This is a genomic window from Calditrichia bacterium (assembly GCA_020634975.1).
Taxonomy (GTDB): Bacteria; Calditrichota; Calditrichia; order RBG-13-44-9; family J075; genus JACKAQ01.
The window spans coordinates 2071777-2098483 of sequence record JACKAQ010000001.1; the positions used below are offsets into that span (position 1 = coordinate 2071777).

Annotated in this window: 20 protein-coding genes; 10 read left to right on the top strand and 10 right to left on the bottom strand. The window is 50.3% G+C overall.

The window, feature by feature from the left end; all coding sequences use genetic code 11:
- Positions 1-16 precede the first annotated feature (16 nt).
- Entirely contained in the window at positions 17-1411 is a 1395-nt protein-coding gene (locus H6629_08415; protein MCB9067814.1) for a radical SAM protein, read from the top strand.
- A 161-nt stretch (positions 1412-1572) separates the two neighbouring features.
- Here the strand turns inward: H6629_08415 and H6629_08420 are convergent, their stop codons facing one another.
- Positions 1573-2892: a glycerate kinase gene (locus H6629_08420; protein MCB9067815.1), complete on the bottom strand. Its 1320-nt coding sequence runs from the start codon at positions 2890-2892 to the stop codon at positions 1573-1575.
- A 162-nt stretch (positions 2893-3054) separates the two neighbouring features.
- Here H6629_08420 and H6629_08425 point away from each other — a divergent pair, with 162 nt between their 5' ends.
- From H6629_08425 to H6629_08435, 3 genes are all read left to right on the top strand, one after another.
- Complete coding sequence (locus tag H6629_08425) at positions 3055-3789, top strand: SDR family oxidoreductase (GenBank protein MCB9067816.1); 735 nt, start codon at positions 3055-3057, stop codon at positions 3787-3789.
- Between the two features lie 91 nt (positions 3790-3880).
- Positions 3881-4924 (top strand): S-methyl-5-thioribose-1-phosphate isomerase, encoded by a 1044-nt coding sequence (gene mtnA, locus H6629_08430; GenBank protein MCB9067817.1) that lies wholly within the window; start codon positions 3881-3883, stop codon positions 4922-4924.
- A 66-nt stretch (positions 4925-4990) separates the two neighbouring features.
- Positions 4991-6079, top strand: coding sequence for a tetratricopeptide repeat protein (locus H6629_08435; GenBank protein ID MCB9067818.1), 1089 nt, complete (start codon positions 4991-4993; stop codon positions 6077-6079).
- Positions 6080-6156: 77 nt separating this feature from the next.
- Here H6629_08435 and H6629_08440 read toward each other — a convergent pair whose 3' ends face one another.
- From H6629_08440 to dnaN, 6 genes are all read right to left on the bottom strand, one after another.
- Positions 6157-6780, bottom strand: coding sequence for a redox-sensing transcriptional repressor Rex (locus H6629_08440; protein MCB9067819.1), 624 nt, complete (start codon positions 6778-6780; stop codon positions 6157-6159).
- Between the two features lie 114 nt (positions 6781-6894).
- On the bottom strand, positions 6895-9363 hold the full coding sequence (gyrA, locus tag H6629_08445) for a DNA gyrase subunit A (protein MCB9067820.1): 2469 nt from the start codon (positions 9361-9363) through the stop codon (positions 6895-6897).
- Positions 9364-9409: 46 nt separating this feature from the next.
- Complete coding sequence (gyrB, locus tag H6629_08450) at positions 9410-11353, bottom strand: DNA topoisomerase (ATP-hydrolyzing) subunit B (protein MCB9067821.1); 1944 nt, start codon at positions 11351-11353, stop codon at positions 9410-9412.
- A 14-nt stretch (positions 11354-11367) separates the two neighbouring features.
- Entirely contained in the window at positions 11368-11664 is a 297-nt protein-coding gene (locus H6629_08455) for a DUF721 domain-containing protein (GenBank protein MCB9067822.1), read from the bottom strand.
- 113 nt (positions 11665-11777) lie between these two features.
- On the bottom strand, positions 11778-12860 hold the full coding sequence (gene recF / locus H6629_08460) for a DNA replication/repair protein RecF (protein ID MCB9067823.1): 1083 nt from the start codon (positions 12858-12860) through the stop codon (positions 11778-11780).
- 69 nt (positions 12861-12929) lie between these two features.
- Positions 12930-14042 carry a DNA polymerase III subunit beta gene (gene dnaN / locus H6629_08465; GenBank protein ID MCB9067824.1) on the bottom strand — a complete coding sequence of 371 codons (1113 nt, stop codon included), beginning with the start codon at positions 14040-14042 and terminating at the stop codon, positions 12930-12932.
- A 342-nt stretch (positions 14043-14384) separates the two neighbouring features.
- Between dnaN and H6629_08470 the strand changes: the two genes are divergently transcribed.
- Positions 14385-15695 (top strand): SpoIIE family protein phosphatase, encoded by a 1311-nt coding sequence (locus H6629_08470; protein ID MCB9067825.1) that lies wholly within the window; start codon positions 14385-14387, stop codon positions 15693-15695.
- A gap of 92 nt (positions 15696-15787) precedes the next feature.
- Here H6629_08470 and H6629_08475 read toward each other — a convergent pair whose 3' ends face one another.
- Entirely contained in the window at positions 15788-16609 is an 822-nt protein-coding gene (locus H6629_08475) for an endonuclease/exonuclease/phosphatase family protein (GenBank protein MCB9067826.1), read from the bottom strand.
- Between the two features lie 344 nt (positions 16610-16953).
- Here H6629_08475 and H6629_08480 point away from each other — a divergent pair, with 344 nt between their 5' ends.
- Positions 16954-18213, top strand: a complete 1260-nt coding sequence (locus tag H6629_08480) for a hypothetical protein (GenBank protein MCB9067827.1) — start codon at positions 16954-16956, stop codon at positions 18211-18213.
- 23 nt (positions 18214-18236) lie between these two features.
- Here H6629_08480 and H6629_08485 read toward each other — a convergent pair whose 3' ends face one another.
- Positions 18237-21965, bottom strand: coding sequence for a UvrD-helicase domain-containing protein (locus H6629_08485; GenBank protein MCB9067828.1), 3729 nt, complete (start codon positions 21963-21965; stop codon positions 18237-18239).
- 81 nt (positions 21966-22046) lie between these two features.
- Positions 22047-22238, bottom strand: coding sequence for a hypothetical protein (locus H6629_08490; protein MCB9067829.1), 192 nt, complete (start codon positions 22236-22238; stop codon positions 22047-22049).
- 101 nt (positions 22239-22339) lie between these two features.
- Between H6629_08490 and H6629_08495 the strand changes: the two genes are divergently transcribed.
- The 4 genes from H6629_08495 (at position 22340) to H6629_08510 (ending at position 26594) form a co-directional block, all read left to right on the top strand.
- Positions 22340-23242 (top strand): DMT family transporter, encoded by a 903-nt coding sequence (locus H6629_08495; protein ID MCB9067830.1) that lies wholly within the window; start codon positions 22340-22342, stop codon positions 23240-23242.
- Positions 23243-23422: 180 nt separating this feature from the next.
- On the top strand, positions 23423-23932 hold the full coding sequence (locus H6629_08500) for a hypothetical protein (GenBank protein MCB9067831.1): 510 nt from the start codon (positions 23423-23425) through the stop codon (positions 23930-23932).
- Positions 23933-24002: 70 nt separating this feature from the next.
- Entirely contained in the window at positions 24003-25433 is a 1431-nt protein-coding gene (locus H6629_08505; protein MCB9067832.1) for a flippase, read from the top strand.
- A gap of 9 nt (positions 25434-25442) precedes the next feature.
- Entirely contained in the window at positions 25443-26594 is a 1152-nt protein-coding gene (locus tag H6629_08510) for a glycosyltransferase family 4 protein (protein ID MCB9067833.1), read from the top strand.
- Positions 26595-26707: the final 113 nt, after the last annotated feature.

Consider the following 26707-nt stretch of genomic DNA (forward strand, 5'->3'; position numbering starts at 1 on the left):
CACGTCAGTAATTTTTATGATTAAAGTTCCCCGCCAAACAAAAATTTTACTCATTTCAACTTATGAAATCGGGCGCCAGCCCTTTGGATTGGCATCGCCGGCGGCGTGGTTGCGGCGCGATGGCTTTTCCGTCAATACCGTCGATTGCGCAATTCAACCGTTCCCGGAACAACTCGCGCGCGAAGCGGATTTGGTTGCGTTTTATTTGCCAATGCACACTGCCACTCGTCTGGCAGCGGGCATGATTCCGCGCGTTTGGTCGCTTAATCCCCAGACGCATATTTGCTGTTACGGGCTGTACGCGCCGATGAACGATGATTTTTTGCTGCAACTCGGCGTAAAAACCATCATCGGTGGGGAATTTGAAACGGATTTGCGAAAACTGGCGCGGGAAATCGATAACTCGAAATCATCAATTGAAGATATCGAATCGCCACATTCGGTGACAATTTCGTTTGAACGGCAGCAATTCGTGCTGCCGGATCGCAGCGATCTGCCGGAATTGCGAAAATACGCTCAACTTTGCTGCAAAAATGCATCGCCGAAAATTACCGGCTACACCGAAACCACGCGCGGCTGCAAACATTTGTGTCGCCACTGCCCGATTGTGCCGGTTTACGGCGGGCGATTCCGGGTGATTCAGCCGGAAATTGTGCTGGCAGATATTCGCCAGCAGGTGGAAATGGGTGCACAGCACATCACTTTTGGCGATCCCGATTTTTTCAACGGACCGACGCACGCCGTAAAAATCGTTCGGGTGCTGCACGATGAATTTCCGCAACTCACCTACGATGTGACCATCAAAATCGAGCATTTGCTGAAGCATCGCGAACACCTGACCGTGCTCCGTGATACCAACTGCGCGTTCGTCACCAGCGCGGTGGAAGCGGTGGACGACCAAATTTTGCAAATTTTCGACAAAGGGCACACGCGGGCGGATTTTGTGGCGACGGCAAAAGAATTCTCGGAAATTGGATTGGCGCTCAATCCCACGTTTGTCACATTCAATCCGTGGATCTCGTTGGGAGGCTATTTTGACTTGCTTAAATTATTGGCGGAATTGAATTTAGTAACGCAGGTTTCGCCGATCCAACTGGCAATCCGGTTGCTAATTCCCAACGGATCGCGGCTGCTGGAATTGCCGGAAACGCAACAGATTCTCGGTGAATTCAATCGCGAATTGCTCACTTACGAATGGGCGCATCCCGATCCCCGAATGGATGAATTGCAGCGCGGCGTGATGCAACTGGTCGATCGCGGCAGCAAACGCAATTTGTCCCGAACCGAAATTTTCGCACACATTTGGGATGCGGTAAACGCCATCGCCGGAACAGACGAGCCACTGCCGGAGCTGGCGGAAATTCCCGGTCGCGCCGAAATTCCCTATCTCAACGAGCCGTGGTATTGCTGAGCGGAGCCAACTGACGAGCAGTTTGCTCGTATCTGATTTTTTTAATTTATTATAGTGGCAAAGAAAAATTTCGTGTCATTCCTGCGAAGGCAGGAATCCCCCTGCTGCGATCTGATTCAACCAAATGCAAACCGCCTGTTTTGGTTGCAAAAATCGATAACTCACCGAACCAAAATCATCCCGACATCCATCACATTTGTGCCGGTGGGACCGGTTTTTACCAGCCCGCCGGTTTGCTCAAAAAAATGGTAGGCATCGTTGCGATTGAGAAAATCCTGCGGATCGATGCCTTTTTCCCGCGCGATTTGCCATATTGTTGGCGATGCGAACGCACCGGCCGCATCCGTCGGGCCATCCGTTCCGTCGGTGCCGCCGGAAAAAATGAGATAATCAAAATCGGATTCACCCATTTCCAGCAATGCAGCGAGCGCAAATTCCTGATTTCGCCCGCCTTTTCCGTTGCCGCGCAACGTCACGGTTGTTTCGCCGCCGAACAGCACGCACGCCGGTTTCGGGATCGGTTGATTTAACTGTTGCACATCGTTCGCGATTGCGGCAATTTTTTGTGCGGCTTCCCGCGCTTCGCCCTGCAATTCGCTGGTTACAATGGTAACGTTGTATCCCAAATGCTTCGCCGCTGATGCCGCAGCCTGCAGTGCAAGTGTGTTGCTGCCCAAAATGCGGTGGTTGATTCGGTTAAAAACCGGATCGTTCGATTGCGGGTTTTCGGCAATTTTTCCGGCGAATCCGGTGAGCAAATGCTGCCGGACACTGTCGGGAATTTTTTTGATTAGTTCATATTTATCAATAACTTGCAGTGCATCGGAAAAGCTTGTGTTGTCCGGCGAAGTGGGGCCGGAGGCGATCACATCCGGCGGATCGCCGATGACGTCCGAAATCATCAAACTGATGCAGCGCGCCGGGAAAATTGCCCGCGCCAGTTGCCCACCCTTTACCCGCGAAATGTGTTTGCGAACTGCGTTCATTTCGTTGATTGATGCGCCGCAACCGAGCAGCAATTCGGTGGTTTGCTGCAAATCTACCAGCGAAATGCCATCCGGCAATTGCTCCAATAAGGCGGAACCGCCGCCGGAAATCAGGCAGATCGCCAGATCGTTTTCACCCAGATTTTCCGCCATTTCGACCAGCTCTTTGGTTGCAGAAATGCCGTTTTCATCCAACACCGGATGCCCGGCTTCGCGAACGGTGATGTGCCGGCAATCGGTACCGTGACCGTATTTGGTGATCACCAATCCGCCGGAAATGGCGTCACCGGTGATTGCTTCGAGCTGCACAGCCATCGCGGCGGACGCTTTTCCGAAACCGAAAACGACAATTTTACCGCCAGCCGTCGCGGCAATTTTTTCTTCGTCGAGCAACAACTGCCCGTCTCGGAAGGCGATTCTGCCGGACATCAGTTTTTTGGGGTGCACAGCCCGGATTGCGGTTTCAAAAATCTCAATTGCGTGATCTGCCAACATTTTTTATCCCGTCGTATTTCTGGTTTATTTATTTATTATAACCTGAAAATTTTACGGGCGCGAACTGTTTTTTAAGAAAAAAATGGTCGCTTAAGCTCCTGAGAAAACACTTGCTTAGCTCATCCCGTTTATTAAATTGCAATATACAACAATGGAGCAGAAATGAACATCCGGGAAGCGGTTATTTTGGTTACCGGCAGCGCCAACAGGGTTGGCAAAGCCACAGCGCTGATGCTGGCAAAAAAAGGCGGGCGGCTGGTGATCCACTACAATTCCAGCGCCGCAAAAGCGCGCGAAACAGAAAAAGAGATTGCCGCAATTGGCGAACCGCCGCTGTTGGTGCAGGGCGATTTATCCCGCGAAAAAAGCTGGATTGCGCTTCGCGACCGCATTCTGGAACGCTTTGGCAAAATTGATGTGCTGGTGAACAACGCGGCCATATTTTACAAAACGCCCTTCCTGCAATCGACCGAAAAAGAGTGGGATCATTTTATGGATGTGAATCTCAAAAGCACGTATTTCGGTTGCCGGATAATGGGCGAAGTGATGGTTCGCCAGCAGCGCGGTAAAATTATCAACCTCGCGGATATTGCACCGGAACGGGTTTGGCCGAGTTACATTCCGTATTGCGTATCGAAAGCGGGCGTGGTTGCCCTAACCAAAGGGCTGGCCAAAGCGCTGGCGCCGCATGTTTCCGTGAACGCGGTTGCGCCCGGCGCTGTGATGCTGCCAAAAGATTTCGATGCCGGTCAGGCGGAAAATTTGCGCAAAAAAATTCCGCTGCAACGATTTGGCTCGGCGGAAGATATCGCCAAAACCATCGCTTTTCTCATTGAGGGCGGCGATTTTATCAATGGCGAAATCATCAAAGTTGATGGCGGGCAATCGATCCAATAGCATTGTTGTTCTCATAAATAGCTTGATATATTTATGGATGTATCATAAATTCTTCGGATTTAATCGAATTTTAGATGAGGCACGTTGCATGATTGAAGCGGTAAGCTGGAATGATACCGGTCTAACGCTGGTTGACCAGACCAAATTACCCGAACATTGCGAATTTATCCAAATTGGCACCATCGAAGCGGCGTTTGATGCCATCCGCACGCTGAAAGTGCGCGGCGCTCCGGCGATCGGCATTACCGCAGCGTATGGATTATATTTGGGAATGCAGCAATCGAATGCCGGAACACCGGCGGATTTTTTTGAGAAAATTGATCAGCACGTTGCTTATCTTTCCGATGCGCGGCCCACGGCCGTGAACCTGTTTTGGGCGTTGGATCGCTTGCGAAATGAACTTCGCGAATTGCCCGATCCGACCATCGAGCAGCTGAACAGCAACCTGCTGAGTTTGGCGAAAGCGCTGCACGACGATGATCGCAACCGCTGCGACAAAATGGCCGATTTCGGCGCAACGCTGATTTCCCAAAATGCGAAAATTTTGACCCACTGCAACACCGGTGCGCTGGCAACCGGTGGCATCGGCACGGCGCTGGGTGTCATATACCGGGCACATCAGCAGGGCAAAAACATTCAGGTTTTTGCGGACGAAACCCGTCCCGTTTTGCAGGGGGCGCGGCTCACGGTTTGGGAATTGCACAACGCCAACATTCCCGTAACGCTGATTTGCGACAGCATGGGCGCGTTTCTCATGCAGCAAAAAAAGGTGGACGCCGTTATCTTGGGCGCCGACCGGATTGCCGCGGACGGTTCGGTTGCCAACAAAATCGGTACATACAATCTGGCGGTTTTGGCGAAACATCACGGTGTGCCTTTTTATGTGGCGGCGCCGCTTTCCACGTTTGATATGGCCATTAAATCCGGTGCGGAAATTCCCATCGAGGAGCGCAATCCGGAGGAAATCCGGCGCGTATTTAACCAAACGTTAATTACCGTTCCCGATGTGCCCTGCTGGAATCCGGCATTCGACACCACGCCACCGGAATTGGTCACCGCGATTATCACCGAAAAAGGGGTGATTCGTCCGCCGTTCGGAAAAAACATCGCAAGTCAATTTGAAACAGTATTTTAAGCAAAAAATTACGATTGGGTAAAAATTAACTAATTCATTAAACAGATTCCATTTGGAGGAGAAATTATGAAATCATCCACAAGTAAGTTTATCCTGATGCTCGTGGTTGCGCTGATTGTGTTCAGTGCCTGCCGGCCAAAGGAGCTCGAATCGACCGTTATGGCGGTGAACAGCCAGTCATATGATGATGCATTGAAACATGCAAACGACGCGGTGAAAGCATATCCGGAAAATGCTGAAGCATGGTATTATCTGGGTTTTTTGAGCGCCGAGCACACCAAAGATTACGCCAAAATGAACGAAGCCTTCGACAAAGTGCTTTCGTTGAATCCGGCGCAACGGGTAAATTTAAGCGGCGGCACCGTGGCTGCTAAAGATGCGATCACCCAGATTCGCACCGGAAAATTTGCCGAAAACTATAATAGCGGCATCAAAATGATTCAGGATGCCCAAGCGTTGACGGACGACACGCAGAAAAAAGAGAAGTTTGCCCAGGCACGCGATAAACTGCAAGTTGCTTCCGAAATTGATCCTTCCCGCACTGAGCCGTATCGCCCGTTGGCGATGGCCAATATTTTCCTCGGCGATACCACAAAAGCAGAAGCTGCGCTGGAGCAAGGCTTGGCAAAAATGCCGAATGACGAAATGATGGTTATCGCTTCAGCAGAAGTGTATAGCATGACCGGTAATTTCGAAAAATCCGAAGAGATGTTCAAAAAAGCGCTTCAGATTAACCCGAATAACAGCGATGCCTATCAGAAACTAGGCATGATGGAATCCACTCGCAAAAACTGGGACAAAGCAAACGAATATTACACCAAAGCGATTGAAATGGACCCGGACAATGCGGACCTTGCCTATAATATTGGCGTGAGTTTGTATAACCAGCAAAAAACTGACGAAGCGATTCCCTATTTTGTGAAGAGCCTGGAATCTGAGCCGGATAATGAAATCACCTTTAATATTTTAGCAAATTGCTATGTACGCACCCAAACCAAAGTGGACGAAGGTATTGCTTTTATGCAAAAAGCAACCCAGATGTATCCGGAAAATGCCACTTATTGGGAATACCTGGCAATTATGTATGGCAACAAAGGTATGGGCAAAGAGGCTAACGAGGCGTTCAAAAAGTCGCAGGAACTGAAAAACAACTAAGTTTTGTGATTATTGTGAAACACGAAAAGGCTGGTGCGTTTTGCGCCAGCCTTTTTTTATAACCTATTGTTTTGAGATCATTTACCTTGATTCAGGAAGTAGGACAGCGATTCGATTTCGATGGCGGTGTTTTCGCTTTTTACCTGAACATTATCCGGTGCTTTGATGCTGATCGGAGCAAAATTGAGGATTGCGCGAATGCCGGCGTCTATCAGCGAATCGGCAACGGCTTGCGCGGCGCTGGCAGAAACAGCGATAATGCCAATATCAATTTTGTTCTGTTTGATCAATGCCGGCAGCTTTTTGCTGTCCCCAACAACCAGATTGCCTACCTTTGTGCCGATTTTTTCCGGATCTGCGTCCATTATCAAACAAATGTTAAATCCCTGTTTGATAAACTCTTCGTATTTCACTAACGCACGCCCGATGTTTCCGGCACCGACAACCGCAACATTCCAGCTTTTGTCCAATCCCAGAATCTCACCGATTTGCTGTTGCAGCCGTTTGGTGTTGTAGCCGAGCCCCCGTTTGCCAAATGTTCCGAAAAAGGAGAGATCTTTTCGTACCTGGGCAGAGGTTATGCCATCCATTTCTGCCAGTTGGTCGGAAGAAACGGTTTCCATGTTTCGCGCGATCAGGTTTTCGAGCGACCGGTAATACCGGGAAAGACGGCGAATGGTTGAGTCAGATATTTTTTTCATACCCATTCCTGTTGTTTAAACGCTATTTCCTGAAGCAGTATCAGTTAAGCCTGTCATTTATCGATAACCAACGCCCGATAACAGGCGTTGGTTTGTGTCAGTGTTTTTGCCCGGTTATTCCTGAGTATCTTCGCCTTCGTCTGCGTCGTTTTCGTCATCTTCGCTTTTTACAACTCTGGCAACGTCGCTGATTTTTGCGCCGCTATCCAGCTTGATGAGGCGAACGCCCATTGTATCGCGGCCGGTGGAGTTAATGTTGCCGATCTGGATGCGCAGAATAATGGCGTTGTTGGTAATCAGCATCAGGTCGTCATCGTCGATAACTTCCTTAATTGCAACCAATTTACCGGTTTTTGTGCTCACTTTAAAGGTTTTAATTCCTTTTCCGGCGCGATGGGTTGTGCGGTATTCGCGAATATCGGTGCGTTTGCCAAATCCCAGTTCGGAAATGGACATTAGCGAGCCTTCCCGTTTAACGGCAACCATGCCGATCACGTAATCGCCTTTGCCTAAAGCAATGCCCCGAACACCGGCAGCCACACGTCCCATTTCCCGGACTTCGGTTTCGGTAAAGCGAATTGCCATACCGTTAGCTGTTGCCATAAATATATCGTTGGCACCGTCGGTAAGTTTCACTTCAATTAAATCATCGCCGTCGTTGATTTTGATGGCGTAAATGCCATCGCGACGCGGATTGCCGAAAGCGGAAAGATTGGTTTTCTTAACCATTCCCAACCGTGTTGCCATCGTCAGGAAAAACTGGTCGGAAAATTCTTTCACGTTCAGATACGCCACCACTTTTTCGTCTTTTTCTTTTTGGATCATATTGACGATGGCGCGCCCTTTTCCGGCTTTCCCGACTTGCGGCACTTCGTGCACTTTCAGCCAGTACACCTTGCCTTTATCTGTAAAGAACAGGATGTAATTGTGGGTGGAAGCGATGAACAGGTGTTCCACAAAATCGGTGTCGGCGGTTTTTGCGCCGGTGCTGCCGCGGGTGTTGCGGTTTTGGCGGCGATATCCGCTGACCGGGAAGCGTTTGATGTAGCCGTCACGCGTGATGGTGATAACCATATCTTCTTCCGCAATCATATCTTCAATCGAAAATTCCGTGAAATCTTTGATGATTTCGGTGCGTCGTTTATCGCCGTAGGTGTTTTTCAGTTCTTCCAGCTCTTCTTTGATCAACTGGCGTTGCAATTGTTCGCTGGCTAAAATGGCTTTCAGGCGTTTGATGGTTTTGAGAATTTCGGTGTATTCATCTTCAATTTTTTTGCGTTCCAGACCGGTGAGGCGTTGCAGGCGCATATCCAAAATTGCTTGCGCCTGAATTTCGGAAAGCTTGAAGCCTTTCATCAAATTCTGTTTGGCTGTTTCCGGGTTGCGCGATTTTTTGATGGTTTCGATGATTGCATCAATATTATCCAGCGCAATTTTCAAACCTTCCAAAATGTGGGCGCGATGTTCCGCTTTGGCGAGCAAATATTTGGAGCGGCGCACAATAACCACCTGGCGGTGATCGATAAAGTGCTGCAACATTTCTTTTAACGCCATCACTTTTGGCTGACCGTCCACCAACGCCAGGTTGATGATACCAAAAGTGTTTTGCATTTGGGTGTATTTGTAAAGCTGGTTGATCACCACTTCCGGCTGCGCATCGCGTTTCAGTTCGATCACCATTCGCATACCATCGCGATCGGATTCATCGTTGATGTCGGAAATGCCTTCGAGCTTTTTATCGCGAACAAGATCGGCAATTTTTTCGATCAGCGATGCCTTGTTTACCTGATAGGGCAATTCGCTAACGATGATGCGATCTTTGTTGCCACGAGCGTGCTCGACATTCACTTTTGCGCGAACAATTACTTTTCCGCGACCGGTTGTGTAAGCTTCCCGAATGCCTTCTGTGCCAAAAATAATGCCGCCGGTCGGAAAATCCGGTCCGACAATGTGCTGCATCAATTCCGGAACTGTCGATTCGGGGTTATCGATGAGCAACGTTAGCGCATTGGTCACTTCCACCAGGTTGTGCGGTGGAATATTGGTTGCCATCCCCACTGCAATCCCGGAAGATCCGTTGCAGAGCAGGTTCGGGAAAACAGTAGGCATGACGACCGGTTCTTGCAATGTTTCGTCAAAATTCGGGCGAAAATCGACGGTTTCTTTATCCAGATCGCGTAAAATTTCGCCGGCGATCCGGGACATGCGCACTTCTGTGTAACGCATTGCTGCTGCAGAGTCACCGTCGATGGAGCCAAAGTTACCCTGTCCATCCACCAGTGGATACCGCAGCGAAAAATCCTGCACCATACGAACCATTGTATCGTAAACTGCGGAGTCGCCGTGCGGGTGATATTTACCGAGTACTTCCCCGACGATACGGGCGCTTTTTTTATACGGGCGATTGTAAGACATGCCCAGTTCCGACATTCCAAACAGCACCCGGCGATGCACGGGTTTTAGTCCGTCACGCACATCGGGCAGCGCCCGTGCAACAATTACGGACATGGAATAGTCGAGATATGAATTTCGCATTTCCTCCTGAATATCCATCGGGACAATGCGTTGACGTTGAAGATCCATAAGTATTTCCCTATTTGTTTACGTCGATTAAATTCAGGTTTTTCAATTAGATATCCAGGTTCCGCACATAGCGGGCGTTGCGCTCGATAAATGCCCGGCGCGGCTCAACCTGGTCGCCCATCAGCGTGCTGAAAATGTGATCCGCTTCTGCAGCGTTTTCCAGGGTTACTTGCAGCAAGGTTCGTTTTTCCGGATTCATAGTGGTTTCCCACAGCTGTTCCGGGTTCATTTCGCCCAAACCTTTGTATCGTTGAATATTATTGTTGCCAACGCCATCGCCATTTTTGGAGAAACGTTTAAGCAGGTCATCTTTTTCATCATCATCGTATGCGTAGGATTCCTGTTTGCCGTTTTTGATTTTGTAAAGCGGCGGTTGGGCGATGTAAACATTGCCCAGTTCGATCAGTTCGCGCATGTAGCGGAAGAAAAAGGTGAGCAACAGCGTGCGGATGTGCGATCCGTCCACGTCGGCGTCAGTCATGATAATCACTTTGCCGTAGCGCAGTTTTGCGATATCAAAATCGCCTTCGCCGATGCCCGTTCCCAGCGCGGTGATGATGGTTTTTATTTCGTCATTGGATAGAATTTTGTGCAATCGCGCTTTTTCCACGTTCAGGATTTTACCTTTCAGCGGTAAAATCGCCTGAAACCGGCGATCACGACCCTGTTTTGCGGAACCACCTGCCGAGTCGCCCTCAACCAGATAAATTTCGCATTGTGCCGGATCGTTGATGGAGCAATCTGCCAATTTGCCCGGCAACGTGCTGCTTTCCAGCGCACTTTTGCGGCGGGTGAGATCGCGGGCTTTGCGGGCAGCTTCGCGGGAGTGGGCAGAGGCAATACATTTTTCGATGATTCTTTTGGCGATGGGCGGGTTTTCTTCCAAAAATTCACCGAGCTTTTCGTTGGTGATGGATTCGACAATCCCCTTCACCTCACCGTTGCCCAATTTGGTTTTGGTTTGCCCTTCAAATTGCGGCTCCGCAACCTTTACGCTCACGATGGCGGTGATGCCTTCCAACGTGTCCGATCCCTGGATGTTCACTTTTTTCAGGAGATTGTTTTTGGTGCCGTAATAATTGAGCGTCCGGGTGAGTGCAGATTTGAAACCGCTGAGGTGCGTTCCGCCCTCAACCGTGTTCACATTGTTACAGTAAGTGAAAATATTTTCGTTGTACGAATCGTTATAACCAAATGAAATTTCTACGTTTACGCCTTCGCGTTCATCTTCAAAATACACCGGTTTGTGCAGCGAAATCCGGTTTTGATCCAGATATTTCACAAACTCGACCAAACCGCCTTTGTAGTGGAATTCTTCCACTTTTATCGCGCCGTCAATTTTTTCTTCTTCGCGCTCATCGGATAAAATAATTTTCAGGCCTTTGTTGAGAAAAGCAAGATCGCGTAGCCGGTTTGCCAACGTTTCGAAATTGTATTTTATTTTGCGGAAAATTTCTTCATCCGCTTTAAACGATGTTTTGGTGCCGGATTTTTTGGTTTTTCCGGTTACCGCAACCGATCCGCGAGGTACGCCGCGATCGTAATTCTGGACATACACTTGTCCGTCGCGGCTAACTTCCACCGTACACCATTCCGAAAGTGCATTCACTACCGATGCACCAACGCCGTGCAAACCGCCGGAAACTTTATAGGTATCTTTATCGAACTTGCCGCCGGCGTGCAGAACGGTCATAATTACTTCCAGCGCGGATTGTTTGGTTTCTTTGTGTTTATCCACCGGGATACCGCGACCGTTGTCCTGCACAGTAATCACTTCGCCTTCGGAAATGGTGACATTGATCGTATCGCAATAGCCGGCCATTGCCTCGTCGATGCTGTTATCGACGATTTCGTAAACGAGGTGATGCAGACCGCGCAGCGTCACATCGCCAATATACATGGCGGGGCGCTTACGCACTGCTTCCAATCCTTTCAAAATCTGGATATTGTCAGCAGAATAATTATTATGCTGGGGTTTGTTTTCAGCCATAATACGAATCCCTTTTAGTAAAATTTAATCTCTTTAATCGCGTTCTTGCCGATCTTCTGGTTTATTTTCTCAATGATTTCAAATTTGTGAAACATCAGTTCCTGCCGCCAGGTGGCGTCGTCTACCCGTACCAACATCACGCCTTTGCGCACTTCCACCGGCTCTGTGTGTGCAGCAATTTGTTCGCCAACGCTGACATCCCAAAAAGCGATGGCCAGGTTATCCTGAAATCGATCTCCCGCGCCGATGCTTTTGAAAAACGCGAGGATGGCATCGCCAACCGGAACATTTTTTCGTTTTGCACTGCGCATATTTACCTTCGCAAAAGATAAAGGGTGAAGGATAAAGGATAAATAAAGCTAATAAGCTGTTGATATTCCTAAATTTATTTATCCTTTATCGCTTATCCTTTATCCTTAAAAAATTAAGCCAGCGCCACGCTGCCGTTTTGCACATGATAATAATGTGTCGGCGTATCGAACCGCTGAATTTTATCAAAAAAATTACGGGAGGTGGTGGTGACAAATACCTGCCCGATGGTGCTGAGCTGTTCCAGCATTTGCCGGATGCGGTTGGCATCCAGCTCGCCGAAAATATCGTCGAACAATAAAATCGGCGCCTGATGTTGCTGCGCCTCCAAATGATGAAATTCCGCCAGTTTCAGCGAAATTACCCAGGTTTTGTGCTCGCCCTGGCTGGCGTAGGTTTTCATCGCTTTGCCGTTCAGCAAAAACAGCAAATCGTCGCGATGCGGACCGACAATTGTGGTGCCCTGCTCGATTTCGCCGGCGCGTTTTTTGGCGAATAAATGGCGATAAACGGTTTCCAGATCCTGTCCGTTTTCAGCAGACACATTACACTGATAAACAATTTTGCCGTTATGGTCTTTCTGGCTGAGCGCTTTGTAATATTGTTTTACCAGTTCGCTCAATTCCGTTGCGGCCTGCTGTCGTTTTTGGATTACAGCAACGCCGTGACTGATCAAATTTTCTTCCCACGATTTTAGCAATTCCACATCGCAGTTGGGTTGTTGGAGCAGCAGGTTGCGTTGCCGCAGCGAGCGGTTGTATTGCATCAAACTGTGCAGATACACCTTGCTGGATTGCGAGAGCAGCACATCCAGAAATCGCCGCCGCAGTTGCGGACCGCCCTGAGACAAATTGAGATCCGCCGGATGCAGCAGCACAACCGGCACATCGCCGATATATTCGGAAAATATCTGCATCTTTTGTCCATTGACGGTGAGGTGTTTGCCGGAATCCAGCGCGTAAGCAATGGTGGTGCGGGTGGTGTTGCCGTTGGCACCGGCAAACTCGCCCTGAACGCGACACATATCCGCTTTATTCGAGACCAAATGTTTATCGGTGCCGGCGCGAAAACTTTTGGTGAGCGCGAGGTAGTGGATCGCTTCCAGAATACTGGTTTTTCCCGCACCGTTTTCGCCGTAGATGACATTCACGCCATCGGCAAACTCGATTTCTGCGTCTGTGTAATTTCTAAAATTCAATAGAGCTAAACGCTTTAATTGCATTCTGTAAAAACAAGGATGACGGACGCATCCGTTACGTTCCTTTTGTTAGTCCAACCGAATCGGCATGAGGAGCATGAGCTGCGTTTCATTTTCCGGGGAAGTGCCGGGTGCCAGCAACACCGCGTAATCGGGGCGGAGGAGCCGCAGCACAACTTCTTCTGCATCCACGTGGCGCAGCACATTTTGCAAATAGCGGCTGTTAAAGCCGATTGAAAAACTCTCGCCGGTAAATTCGCAGGGGATTTCTTCGGTAGCTTCGCCGCCGCAATCCATATCTTCCGCCTGCACCTGAATATGATCGGGATTAATGTTCAGCACCACTTTCGCGGTGATGGGATTGGAAAACAGCGACACCCGTTTTACCGATGCCAAAAAATCCGCTGCGTTAAGTGTCAATGAAAAATTGCTTTCGCTCGGGATAACCCGATTGTAATCCACATAATTTTCTTCGATGAGCCGGGCATACAGCTGGGTATTTTCCATGTGAAAACGGGCATGGCGACCGCCAAGCGTGAGGGCGGTAAGCCCCTGACCTTCCAGACTGCGCAGCACAAAATTGAGCGCGCGGGTGGAAATGATCGCGTTGATGGCATCTTCCGGCAGCGCCGTGTCTTCGTATGTGAGCATACCCAAGCGGTGACCGTCCGTTGCCACGGTGCGGATCTGCTTATCGCCGATTTCGAAGAAAACGCCGGTGAGCGCCGGGCGCAGTTCGTCTGACGAGCAGGCGAAAATGGTTTTTTCCACCAATCGCTTCAGCACATCGTTGGGGAGCACAATTTCTTTAATCGCTTCCAGTTGCGGGCGTTTGGGAAATTCATCGGGATTTTCGCCGCCCACTTTGTATTCGCCAAAACTGGAGCGCAATTTCAACCGGTTGTTGGCGCCGGATTCAAATGTTAGTTCCACATTGGGCAATTCCCGGACGATGTCGTGAATCAATCGTCCCGGAAGGGCGATACGACCTTCTTCTTCTATTTCCGCACGAACGTTGGATGCAATGGTAATTTCGAGATCCGTAGCGATCAATTGCAGTTGACCGTCTTCTGCGATGAACAAAATATTTTGCGTAATCGCGATCGTCGAACGCTGGGGGATTACGTTGGCAACCTTTTGAATAGCCTCGTAAATTTCATCTCTTTGAATGCTGAATTTCATGATCGTACTCCGCAGGATTTTTGCTTGTGAAAAACTTTCCAAAATACATAATTTTTGGTCTTTTTCCAAACAAAATATACGCAAACGATTGCAGAACGCCATCTAAAATAAGGAATTTATTTACCAATTTCAACAAGTTTTAGTGAATTTTTGTATAGTATTTGTGCGGTCGGTTGTCTGTTGGTGTATCGATCGCGAAAAACCTGGTTTTCGCCCGGAAAATATGAACAAAATATCACTGTCGCGAAAATCTGACCGGCATGTCCGGTGGGCAAATATTATTTGTCATCCTGCGGCAAAATCGCTAAACTTTGGAATCACAAAATTAGCGGGGATGCACCGATGAGCAATGAATATTTGGCACCACAAGATGCCGGAAAACTGCAGCAGGAAAACCTGCGATTGCGTCGCGCGGTAGATGAGTTGACCGTGCTGAATGAAATTGCTACCACCATAAACTCAACCATGAATCTGGACAGCATCATTGGATTGATGGTCAAAAAATGTGTAAAACATTTAAATGTGGAACAGGCGGCTGTTTCGCTGCTGGATGCGGGAAATGACGAAAACTCCACCCCGCTGCAAACAATGGTCCGGCAGGCAGATACCTCCAACCCGGTGCTCCCTTACCGGCTGGATGCGCAATTGACCGGTTGGGTGCTCAAAAACAGCAAACCGCTGTTGGTGAACAATTTGGCAAATGATGAACGGTTTGGCCGGCTGGCATCGGCGGATGCGCAGCAGTTTCGCTCGCTGCTTTCTGTGCCGTTGATGTCTCGCGGGGAAATTCGCGGAGTGATTTCGGTGTTCAACAAAAAATCCGGCGATTTTACCGCGGAAGACCAACGGTTGCTGTCGATTATCGCGGCGCAATCGACGCAGGTGATCGACAACGCACGACTGCTGGAAGAACAGCAGGCGCTCATTCGCGTTCGCGAAGAAATGCGGCTGGCGCGAGACATCCAGATCAAGCTGTTGCCGCAATCCGCGCCGGCGTTTCCCGGTTTCGATATCGCCGGAAAAGCCATTCCCGCAAAAGAAGTCGGCGGCGATTGTTTCGATTTTATCCCGCTGGATAACGACCGGCTGCTGTTCTCGATTGGCGACATCACCGGAAAAGGTTTGCCCGCAGCCATGCTGATGGCAAATACCCAGGCGACCATTCGCAGCCTGGCGCTGGGATTTCCCGAACCGGCGGAGTGCATCCGGCTGGCAAACCGGTTGGTGCACGCCAGCACCGATTCCGGCAAATTTGTGACGATGTTTTTGGGCGTGCTCGACAAACGTCAAAAAACGCTTACCTACTGCAACGCCGGTCATGATGCGCCATTTTTGCAACGCGCGGACGGCACGGTTGTGCAATTGCAAACCGGCGGTATTGTGTTGGGATTTTTAGGAAATTTCGTGTTTCAGCAGGAGGCGATTGAGCTGACCTTTGGCGATAAACTGGTGATTACCACCGACGGCATTACCGAGGCGATGAACGCCAAAGAGGAGGAATTCGGCGAGGATCAACTGGTGGATTTGCTGGCAAAAAATTACGCACTGGGCTCGCAGCAAACTATCGAAACCGTTTTTTCTGCCGTGAACACACACGCCAACGGCACGCCGCAGTCGGATGATATGACCATGATTGTGATCCGGATGATGTAGTTTTCCCGGCAGTTGAGCATTGCCGTATTTCCCGGTGGTTGAGCATTGCTGTATTTCCCGGTGGTTGAGCGGAGTCGAAACCACCCGAAATGTCACTCCAACACCGTCACTGTCAGCGAGCTGTGATCGGAAATATGATCGATAAAATCCTTCCGTTCGTTGCCGGAAAGCTGGTTCCACCCGCGCACCGATACGAACTGCGGATTATTCGCCACATCTTTGCCAATCTCTGCAAACGCAATACTCGTCGATGCCACCACGTGATCCAGATTGGATTGCAGCCGCAAATTATTGAACGTTTCCGGCTCGTTTTTGGGCAACACCGTCATTCCGGTTTTGCTGCCGACGCTGTCCAGCGTAACAATTTCATCGATTGCCGAAACGCGTTGATCCGATTTCCGGCGCGTCGGAAAATTCAATCCCATCGTGTTCAAATCGCCGAGAACGATGAACGGCGCATTCTCTGATTTTCCAACTCGATTGAGCGTTTTTTTCAGCCGCCAGATTTTATCAAACATCTCCTGCCGGTTCCCGAAATCCGCTGCTTCTGTGCCGCTATCTGTGTGTAAAAACAGGATGTTATACAGCTTTCCCAAATATTTTACTGTCAGCAATGCGCCGGGGCGCAGAAACGGATTGTACACCTTAAATTCGCGTTTTTGGGTGAAAATGACCGTTTCGAATTTATCCTTCCGATAACCGACCAGAATCTCTTTGTTTTGGCTGCCCTGCGTCAAATGGAAATTGTAGCCGGGGAAATAATTGTCCACCAAATCGATAATGTCCATATTTTCCACTTCGAACAACCCGATCACGTCCGGCTCGTCCGTTTTGATGTGATCCACCACGCGCGGCAACCGTTCGCTGCTGCCTTTAAACGCTTCCACATTCCACGACAATATTTTAAAGCTCATGTGCTTTTTCCTTTTCAATGCTCAATTTGAGGCACTACCGAAATATGTGCATAAAAAATGGTCATTTCTGCAAACGCAAAAATCTCGAAGTAACTGATTTTAAAAAAAATATCCTTTGTAAACTATTGATTTTTATCGGTTTTTGTGCGCGGTACCCGCATTCCCCCCACAAAGATGTAGTGGTAAAATCACACGAAAGTTGGCAAATTCTGGTGTAATTGAAAGCGTGAATTTGTGTAACTGTTTCATCAAAATAATGCGCACGAATGCTGATCTCATTTTCCCGCAATACTTCCCGCCGCGCAAATCATCAGAAAATATCCGATAAATTAAAGGAGTTAGTTATGACATTTGTCAAATTGTATCGCCGTTGGCGAATGAAAATTTATTTTGTGCTCGGCACCATCTGGATGCTCAGCGGTTGCGATCCGTTTTCCTGCAAATCTGCACCCACCCAGCCGGGACCTGGTTCCGGGTCTGATGCGTTTGCTGTAAACCACATTGCCCAATGGGACGGCTCGAAGTGGAAAAGCCTCGGGAACGGCGTCAGTTCGGTTGAAAACGGTTTTGCCAGCGTAAACGCGCTGGATTATGACAACGGACGATTGTATGTCGGCGGCACATTCGATTTCGCAGATGCGAAAGAGTTCAACAGCATCGCATTTTGGGATGGTGAACAGTGGCGCGGATTCGGCGCGGCAGCCGCACCGGGTGTTACCAAAGATATTTTTTTAACACCGGGCGATGTTTACGGGATGGATGCAGATGGCAGCGGCGTATATGTCGGCGGCGTTTTTAATACGGTGCACAATCCCGTTGGAAATGGGCTGGATTACGAACCGCTTTACGCAGAAAATATTGCCTATTTTAGCCTGGCGACATCGCTATGGGATACGCTCGGAAACGGCACAAACGGCACGGTTCGGGCAATTCGCATCGACAATAATTCAGTATATGTTGGTGGCGAATTCACCGCAACGGACGAAGTCGCCGGTACCCGCGGGATCGCCAGATGGAACAGTTTCAGCCGTGTGTGGGAAAGCCTCGGTGGTGGCGTGAACGGCGAGGGCAGCGTGCGCGATATTCTGGTTGACGGCGGGATGGTGTACATCGGCGGGGATTTTTCCAATGTTGGCAGCAATCCGGCGGCATACAATATCGCCATGTGGAATGGCGAAACATGGGTTTCGCTGGGCAATGGCCCGAGAGGGGTAGTCAACAAAATTGCCAAAATCGGTACTGAAATTTACGTTGCCGGACAGTTTTTTCTGGAAGAAGGATTTTATCTGTTTGCCAAATGGAATGGGGAAAGCTGGCTTTATTTGGGTGAATCTTATCCGCACGGCGGCGGATTTTACCAAAATATCGGGCACACGGTGCGGAGCTACAACAGCATGATTGCTACCGGCGGGCACTTCCCGGTGATTGGTGAAGTGGCGCTGAACAATGTTGCGGTGGTGAATAACAATGTGTTTCAGGAATTGAGTGGCGGGGCTTACAATGAAATGCAGGAAGAATTTCCCGCGTTTGTGTACGCGCTGGCAGCGAGCGGCGGCAATTTGTTTGTCGGCGGAAATTTTACGGTTGTCGGGAAAGCAGAGTGACGTTTTTTGAATGAGCACCGGGTTTAAGCCCGGTGTTCATTTTCATCCCGGTCGGCGGGTAATTTGTCGCCAAAGGGTTGAAATTGTTTGATTTGCGCGATAATTCCGGCAAACTCGTTTTTGATCGCATCAACATCCGCGGGTGAGAACACCTGCTCGAACATCCGCTGCGGTTTGAGAAAATACAGCCGCACCCGATAGGCCGTTTGCTCCGGAAAAACCTGCGCCAGCAGCAGGGCGTAGCCCTTCATTTGCATGCCGTATTTTTCACCGGTTTTTTGCACTTCAGCAGCTTTGATATTGTTGGTTTTGTAATCGATCACTTCCCATTCGCCGCTGCCGTTTTGATACACGCGATCCAGCGTTCCGGTGAAAAAATCATCGGCGATGCGCATGGTCAGGCTCAGTTCGTTGTGAAACGCGGTTGCGCCGAAAATTTCCTGCGCTGTGTCGCTGGCGATAAACGGCAGCATCAGCGCGGGAATTTCCCGCCGGAAATCCGTGCGCTCCTCTTCGTCAAAAATTTCGTATTGGAAAAACGCATCGTCCAGCCGGGCGAGCAATTCTCCCTCGTCCGCGGGCAAGCCATCCTCCAGCATTTTGTGGACAATTTTCCCTTTCAGCAAACTGAGCGCATCCGCTTCGGCGAAACGGGTGAGAAATTCGTAATCGCTCTCAAAAAATCCGCGATGGTAGCGCAAAAAATACGCGTCGGGATCGCTGTTGAAGGTGAGCAACTGCGTCGCGGAAAATGTGACGCCTTTCGGCGAATCGTCAATTTTACGGAGGTGCACCGGCAATTCGGATTGCGGCAATTTCCCGTTGGCAACATCGTCCAGCGTCTGGCTGTGCGCATCGAGCGCGGGCAAAATTTCCCTGCGCTGAACTTCGGCAACCTGCACGTTGGGAATCCGGGTGAGCACGTTCAGCGAAACGTCCTCTTTTGGCTGAATCCGGAATTCCGGGATTTGTTCGGCGAAGCCTGCGGTTGCGTCCAGATTGAACAATCGCGCCAGCCAGTCGAACGCGGTTTCCCCGGCAAAATCCGAATTTTCATACGTCCCGGTGAGATACAACTGGTCTTTCGCGCGGGTTGCCGCCACGTAAAACAGGCGCTTCGCTTCGGCAAATTCCTTCTGTTTGTCGCGCTCGTGAATCAGGTTGAACAAAAACGGCGGCCCCGCTTCGTAATTGCGGAGGGGATTGCGCCATTTTGCGGAGAGTCCCCACTCGGCGTCAAATCGATACGGCGCGGTGTTGCTTTTGCCCTGCTGACTGAGATACGGCAGCAAAACGATGGGAAATTCCAGCCCCTTCGATTGGTGGATGGTCATGATTTTCACGGTGCTCTCGTCTTCCAGCGCGATTTGCGCCTCGCCTTCGCGGGGATCGAGATTGAGCGTTTCCCGCAGCGAATCGATGAAATCGGAGAGCGCCATAAATCCGCTTTGCTCGAAATCGCGGATTTGCTCGATCAATTTATCGAGATTCGCCAGCATTTGCTCGCCGTTCCACTCCGCCGCCAGCGTCGCGCGATACAGGCTTTCTTCAAAAATTTCGCTGACCAATCGCGATAGCGAGAGGCGATCGCGGCGTTTTTGCCAGCGCAAAATTTGCTGCTGGATGCGCTTCAGCGGTTGGCGATCCATCTCCGGGTAAATCCCGAAATCGTTGATATTCAACAGTTTACCAAACCAGGTTTTTCCCTTTTCCTGCGCCAGCCAAAACAGCGCCGCATCGGAGATGCCCGCAAACGGGGAGCGCAGCAACGCCACCAGCGAAAGGTCGTCCGCGGGATTATCCAGAAATCGCAGCAAATGATACACGTCGAAAATTTCCTGCCGCCGGTAAAATCCCACCCCGCCGATGGTTTTGAACGGAACGCCGTATCGTCGCAGCGTGGTTTCCAGTTCCGGCAAATGGGTGCGCCGGGGAATGAGAATGGCGATATCGCCGGGGAGAATGGGCGCGGGTTGTTCGGCACCGGCAACGCGTTTGGAAATGTGCAGCGGTGGCGGTGCAGGCAGGGTTTCGCCGTTTTCCGGCTGCACAGGGATGTTCAGCAACGTGCAAATGCGCTGCGCGATGTAATCTTCCTGCGACAGTTTGCGCGCTGCCAGATCTTTTTTGTTCAGTGCAGCCAGCTCGATGTGCGCGGTGTCCGGCGCGCTGCGCTGGGTTGCCAGCGGCTCGTACGCCACGTCGAATGGGTTGTGCAAATCCGTGCCGATGAGCTGCCGGAACAGAAAATTGGTGAAATTGTTGATGCCCGGCAGAAAACGGAAGCTGTCCTGTAGCACCACGTTTCCGGTGTAATCGGCAGGATTTTGGCTGCCGTTGCGCGCCGCAAACTGGGTTTTCACGGATTTGAACACCCGAACATCCGCGTTGCGGAAGCCGTAAATCGATTGTTTCGGATCGCCCACCACGAAGAATTTTTTCTCGTCCAGTTGCCCGTCGTGAATGCCCATTTTGCTGATGATGTCCCACTGCAAATCGTTGGTGTCCTGAAATTCGTCCACCATGATGTAGCTGTAACGATGCCGCAAATCGTTGCGAACGGCAGCGTGATTTTCCAGCATTTGCAGGGCGTAAATTTGCAGATCGTCAAAATCGAGAAAGCCGCGCTCCTCTTTGCGATCGCGGTAAATCTGGTTCGCCAATGCGTATAATTTCAACACCATACGCTGGTTGTGCAAACCAAGTTTGTCGAGATCGCCGGGCGCGTTTTCGCCGAATCGTTTGGCAAATTCCGCCAACGGCACAATGGTCTGGCTGAGGTTTTTGAGCGGTTCGAACGCCTCGCCGAGATCGGCTTTTACACCGATGGGGCGCAAATCGCGTTTGTAGGCAGTTGCGTCGTTGGTGGTCATCAGCACGGAAAGCGTGAGCAATTGCTGCCAGAGCAGCAAACGGCTGGCGGTGCTGGCGTCGTTCACCAGCACTTCGTCAAATAACTGAAATGCGGTTTTGCCACCGTCTTTCAGCCGGGATCGCTCCACTTTCGCCGAAAGAATTTCGCGGATGATCGGCAGCAGATCGTGCAGCAGCGCTGCCGTTCCGACATGCCGCTCCAGCAGTATGAAAAACTGCGATTCCAGCCATTCGAACATCTGTTCGTCGCTTTCGGCAGCCAGTTTTTTTTGCAATTGTTGGGATTGGTAGGGTTGGCTGAGCAGCATTGCCAGCGTCCGCCGCAGCTCGTTGGGCGGCAGTTGGCGGAGCAGTTCGTGCCATTCTTCCGGCGAAACGTCGCTGTCGAGGGTGCGTTTGTCCAACGCTTCGAACACATCGTTGATGGCGTCCTGCACCAGCAAATTTTGCTGCAAATCGCCCGGAACGGAAAAATCCGGGTCAACGCCGGAAGCCACGGCGTATTCGCGCAGCAGCCGGGAACAAAATGCGTGAATCGTGGAAATTTGCGCGGAGCTGAGACGTTCGCGGAGTTCCAGCAGCCGTTCGCGTTTCTGGCTGTCTGTTTCGCTATCGAGCCGTTCGCGGATCATTCGGGCGACGCGCTCTTTCATTTCTGCGGCCGCTTTTTCCGTGAAGGTAATCGCCAGCACTTTGCGCACATCCTGTTTTTCGTCCAGAATGAGGCGCAGATAGCGCTCCACCAAAATGGTGGTTTTTCCCGATCCCGCGCCGGCGGTGACGGAGATATTTTTGTCCGTCGCCAACGCCAGTTGCTGATTTTCGGTGAGTTGCGGGCGGGCGGGTTTTTGTGGCGATTTGTCCGCTTCCGTGGACATAAACCTCCTGAATGTTGTTTTTAGAGGGTTCGGCTGTTGAGAGGTAAAGGCGAACGGCTGTTCGCCCTTACGAAAATCGGATCAAAATTTATCGCTGAAAAAATCCGTGTTCTTTTTGATGCCTTTTTCAATCAGCTTTTCTTTGTAGCTGCTGAAAATTTTCTGCATTTCTATAAAAGCTTTGTCGGCCTCTTTGGGCAGCTTTTCCGGGTTGCAGGTGAAATAAATTTTCATGAATTCCAGTGCGGTATCGTCAAATGTTTTGCCGGACATATCCGTCTCCCTTTATTTGGTTTGTTTATGTTCGCGGTTTTGCGTTATCTTTCTCTCATTTTGAATATCGAATTATAGCAATTCGCGAGAGGTTAAGCAAGGTGCAAAACGATAGCGACGGGCAGAAAATCAACACATATCTCGGGCTGTTGCTGGCGGTGCTGGCGGTGGCGTTCGCTGCGATTTTTGTGCGTTGGTGCGGCGATACGCCGTCGATGATCATCGCGTTTTACCGGATGTTTTGGGCAACCGGCATTTTTGCGCTGCTCCAGTGGCGACAGAAAAATCCGGTGAAACCGCTGCCCGCCCGCTCACGATGGCAAATTTTTTTCGCGGGGCTGATGCTGGCGCTGCACTTTGTCACCTGGATTGGCTCGCTGAAATTTACCACTGTTGCGCATGCGCTGATCATCGGCTCCACCGGACCGGTTTTCGCGCTGATTTTCGCACCGTTTCTGCTGAAAGAGCACAGCGATTCCCGGGCGGTTTTCGCGGTTGCACTGGCAACTGCCGGTGTGTTGGTGATCGCGTTGCAAGATTGGAACAGCGGCAGCAATACGGGCATTTACGGGCAATTTTTTGGCGATATGCTCGCGCTGTCCAGCGCTGTTTTTGTAACGCTCTATTTTTTAACCGGGCGCAAAATGCGCAACGATATTCCGTTGGTGCCGTATCTGCTGCGGGTGTATGGCAGCGCGGCGTTTGTGTTGCTGGTGTTCAGTGTTTCAGCGGGATATCCCTTATTTGATCATCCGGCGGAAGCCCATTTTTTTATGCTGATGCTGGCAATCGTTCCCACCGGTGTCGGGCATTCGATGTTCAATTGGGCAGCACGGCGCATCGAGGTGTATAAAGTGAATCTGGCTGGTCTGGGTGAACCGCTGCTGGCGTCGATTTTGGCATTTTTCTTATTCAACGAAATCCCGCAGACGTGGTTTTACGCCGGTGCACTGCTGATTTTTGTTGGCATCGTGATCGCGTTGTGGGAGCGAAAAAAAGGATAAAGGAAAAAGGATAAAGGAAAAAGGATAAAGGAAAACAAAGACCTTTGCGCGCTTCGCGGCTTTGCGGCAAATAGATAAATCCGTAATCTCCATTTTGCGAATTCACCGCGAAATATTATATTTATCCTCCCAAATTCGTGCTGTTTAAATCGATCAACCAAACAAGGATTTCGGCAACAAATGACCGGTAGTTTGCAAATTCGCCCCCGTTTTCGCCTGCTGGCGCAGATGCCGCCCGACGAGGTGCTCGGCAAAATCAAATCCCATCTCACATCGCCGGACGCCAAATGTACCGGAATGGTATCGAACCATCACGCGATGCTGCGGATGCCGGATGCGGTAACCCACTATTGGTCGCCGCGATTAACCGTTCAGGTGGACGAACACGAAAACGGCACGATGTTGCGCTGCTTGTTCGGTCCGGCGCCAACGGTCTGGACACTGTTTATCGCCATTTATGCGGCGGTTTCGTTTTGTGCGATGGTTTCGCTCATTTGGGGATCGGTGCAATTGAGCTTAGGGATGGATTCGGATATCATTTGGCTGTCGCCGCTGTGCGCAGCGATCGGATTTACTGCGTGGCTGGTTGCCGGTTACGGGCAAACCCTCGGAAAAGATCAGATGACCACGCTCCGCCAGTCGCTGTTCGATGCCCTCGGCGATTTGCAGGAAGCCGATACTGATTCGTGATCTGCATTTTTCCGCTTTGCCTGCCCGCTTTTCCCGCGTATTTTTCCCACCGATAAAATAGAAATAGCCAATGAGCGCAAATAAAACCATTGCCAGAAATACGCTGGTGTTGAACGCCGGACACGTCATCGCCAAATTAATCAACCTCGCGCTGATTTTGATTATGACCCAAATGTTGGGCGACGACGGCTACGGTTTTTACAATTTTGGCTTCTCGTTTGTGATGTTGTTTATGATTTTCACCCAGTTTGGTATGAGCACTTATCTCGTCCGGCACATCTCGCAAAACAAATCAACCGCAGAAAAAGTGTTTGGCACAACCTTTCCGTTAGTGATTGTTTTTTCAGTAATTACGCTGTTGCTGGTCAACGGGATCGCAGGGCTCACCAACTGGACAGATTTTGAACGCAGCATCATTTTCCTGTTCAGCTTTTTTCTGTTTTTCGATGGCATCAGCCGATTCAGCTATGCCATTTTTCGTTCGTTTGAGCGGATGGAATTTGAGGCGCTCACCTACATTTCCGAACGATTCCTGATGCTGATCGCCGCGCTGATTCTCTGGCAAACCGGCGCTTCGCTGCTGCCGCTGATCGCCGTTTTTGCCGCCGTTGAATGCCTGAAAGCGTTGCTGGCGCTGGGATTTATCCACCGAACATTTTTTCGCATCCGGCTGAAATGGGATCGCGAACTGGCGCGATTCATCCTGAAAGAATCGTGGCCGTTTGCGATGATCACCGCGTTTGGCGCAATTATGGTGAATATCGATTCCGTGATGCTGAAAATTTTCCACACCGCCGATATTGTTGGTATTTACGCTGCCGGACGACGGTTGATCGAAAGCCTCACCTTTTTGCCGGAGACATTTGTGGTGGCGCTGTTTCCGGCGTTTTCTGCGCTGTTTGTGCAAAACCGCAACCTGTTTCAGCAAAACATGCAGCGAGCGTTTCAATATATGCTGGCGATTGCCGTGCCCATCGGCGTAGTGTTGTTTATGCTGGCGGATGAAATTGTCGTATTTTTGTTTGCGGATGAATTTGCCGGTTCCGCCGTTGCGCTGCAATGGCTGGCGATCTGGCTTTCGCTGCTGTTTTTGAAACAGGTATTGGTGGTTTCGCTGAACGCGACCGGGCACCAGCGACTGGTTTCCGCGCTAATCGGTCTGGCAATGCTGCTCAATGTGATGCTCAATTATCTGCTGATTCCGCAATTCGTCATCATTGGTGCATGTGTGGCAACCATCGCCGCGGAAAGTGTTACGGTTGTCGGTGCGCTAATCATGTTAAAAAAGCATTTCCAACTCGATATTTTTAGTGTCACCAATGCCAAAATTTTACTGGCAGGCGCATTGCTTTGGGTGATTGTTTATTATTTGCAAAATGTGCCGGTTGTCGTGGCCGGCATTTTGTCAATTGCCGGGTATGTATTGCTAATATATTTTTTACAAATTGTTGATAAAAAAGAACTTGACTTCCTTAAAAATATGTCAAAGCGACAAAAATAGCCGGTACGTATGACCGAAATGAAAAACAGTGCTGTGTTGTCTCCAAAAATATTGATGGTTTCCTACACCTCTTTTATGCAAAAATTTTACCAGACACTGCCGCAGGAGATCGCCCGGCAAAGCGGCGCAACCGTGAAAATGCTGGTGCCGCCATTCTGGAAAGAGCTGTGGAGCGGGCAAAAAGTGCATCTCGAAACCCGCGATGATGCGCTGTTTGCCACGCAAATCGGCGACATCGTTGGTGCAGGAAACCTGCATTTTGCGATGTTTCGAAATACGCTGGCGTCACTGCTCAAATCATTCCAGCCGGATGTGATCGATCTGGAAGATGAGCCGTTCAACCTCGGTTCGTTCCAGATGGCGTTTTTCCGCAATCGCTATGCGCCGGACGCAAAACTAGTGCTGCACGCCTCGCAACACCAGTTCAAAAATTACCCACCGCCGTTTCGCTGGACGGAAAAATATGCCCTCAACCATGCGGATGCGGTGCTCTGTCGCAATCAGGATGCGGTGGATGTGTTGTGCAAAAAAAGCTATTCCGGCACGCTGGAAATTGTCACCCACGGCGTGGACACCGCCGCGTTTCAACCGCGCGAGTTGCCGGAATTGCGCCGGGAAATTTCGCCGGACGGCAAACCGATTGTCGGGTTTGTCGGGGCGATGGCGGAACACAAAGGGCTGAAATATCTTGTGGAAGCGATGGCCGATTTGCCCGCAACGCTGCTGCTCATCGGCGGCGGTGAGGAAAAATCGCGATTGCAGGAACAGGCTGCGGCGCTGAACGTGAACGCCGTTTTTCTGCCGCCGGCGAAACACGACGCCGTTGCCCGATATATGAGCGCGATGGATATGTTTGTGCTGCCCTCGCTCACACGACCCAATTGGGTGGAAAAATTCGGGCGGGTGATCATCGAAGCGATGGCCAGCGGCACGCCGGTGATCGGCTCGTCATCCGGGGAAATTCCCAACGTCATCGGCGATGCCGGATTGGTATTCACCGAAGCCGATGCGGCGGATTTGCGAAAAAAAATCCGCCAATTGCTGGAAAACCCGGAACAACGCCGCGCGTTTCGCGAAAAAGGATTGCAGCGTGTGCACAAAAAATATTCCTGGCAGGCAGTTGCCGCGCAAACGTTGGCTATTTACGAGCGGTTGCTGTAGCTTTATCAACTTCGAAGTTGTTATTCCGGTTTTGCCAGGTGTTTTTTCCGGGCGAGTGCCGGAATCCCATTGCCTGTCTTGTGGTTTGTTTTCGGAAAACTCTGCGCTCTCTG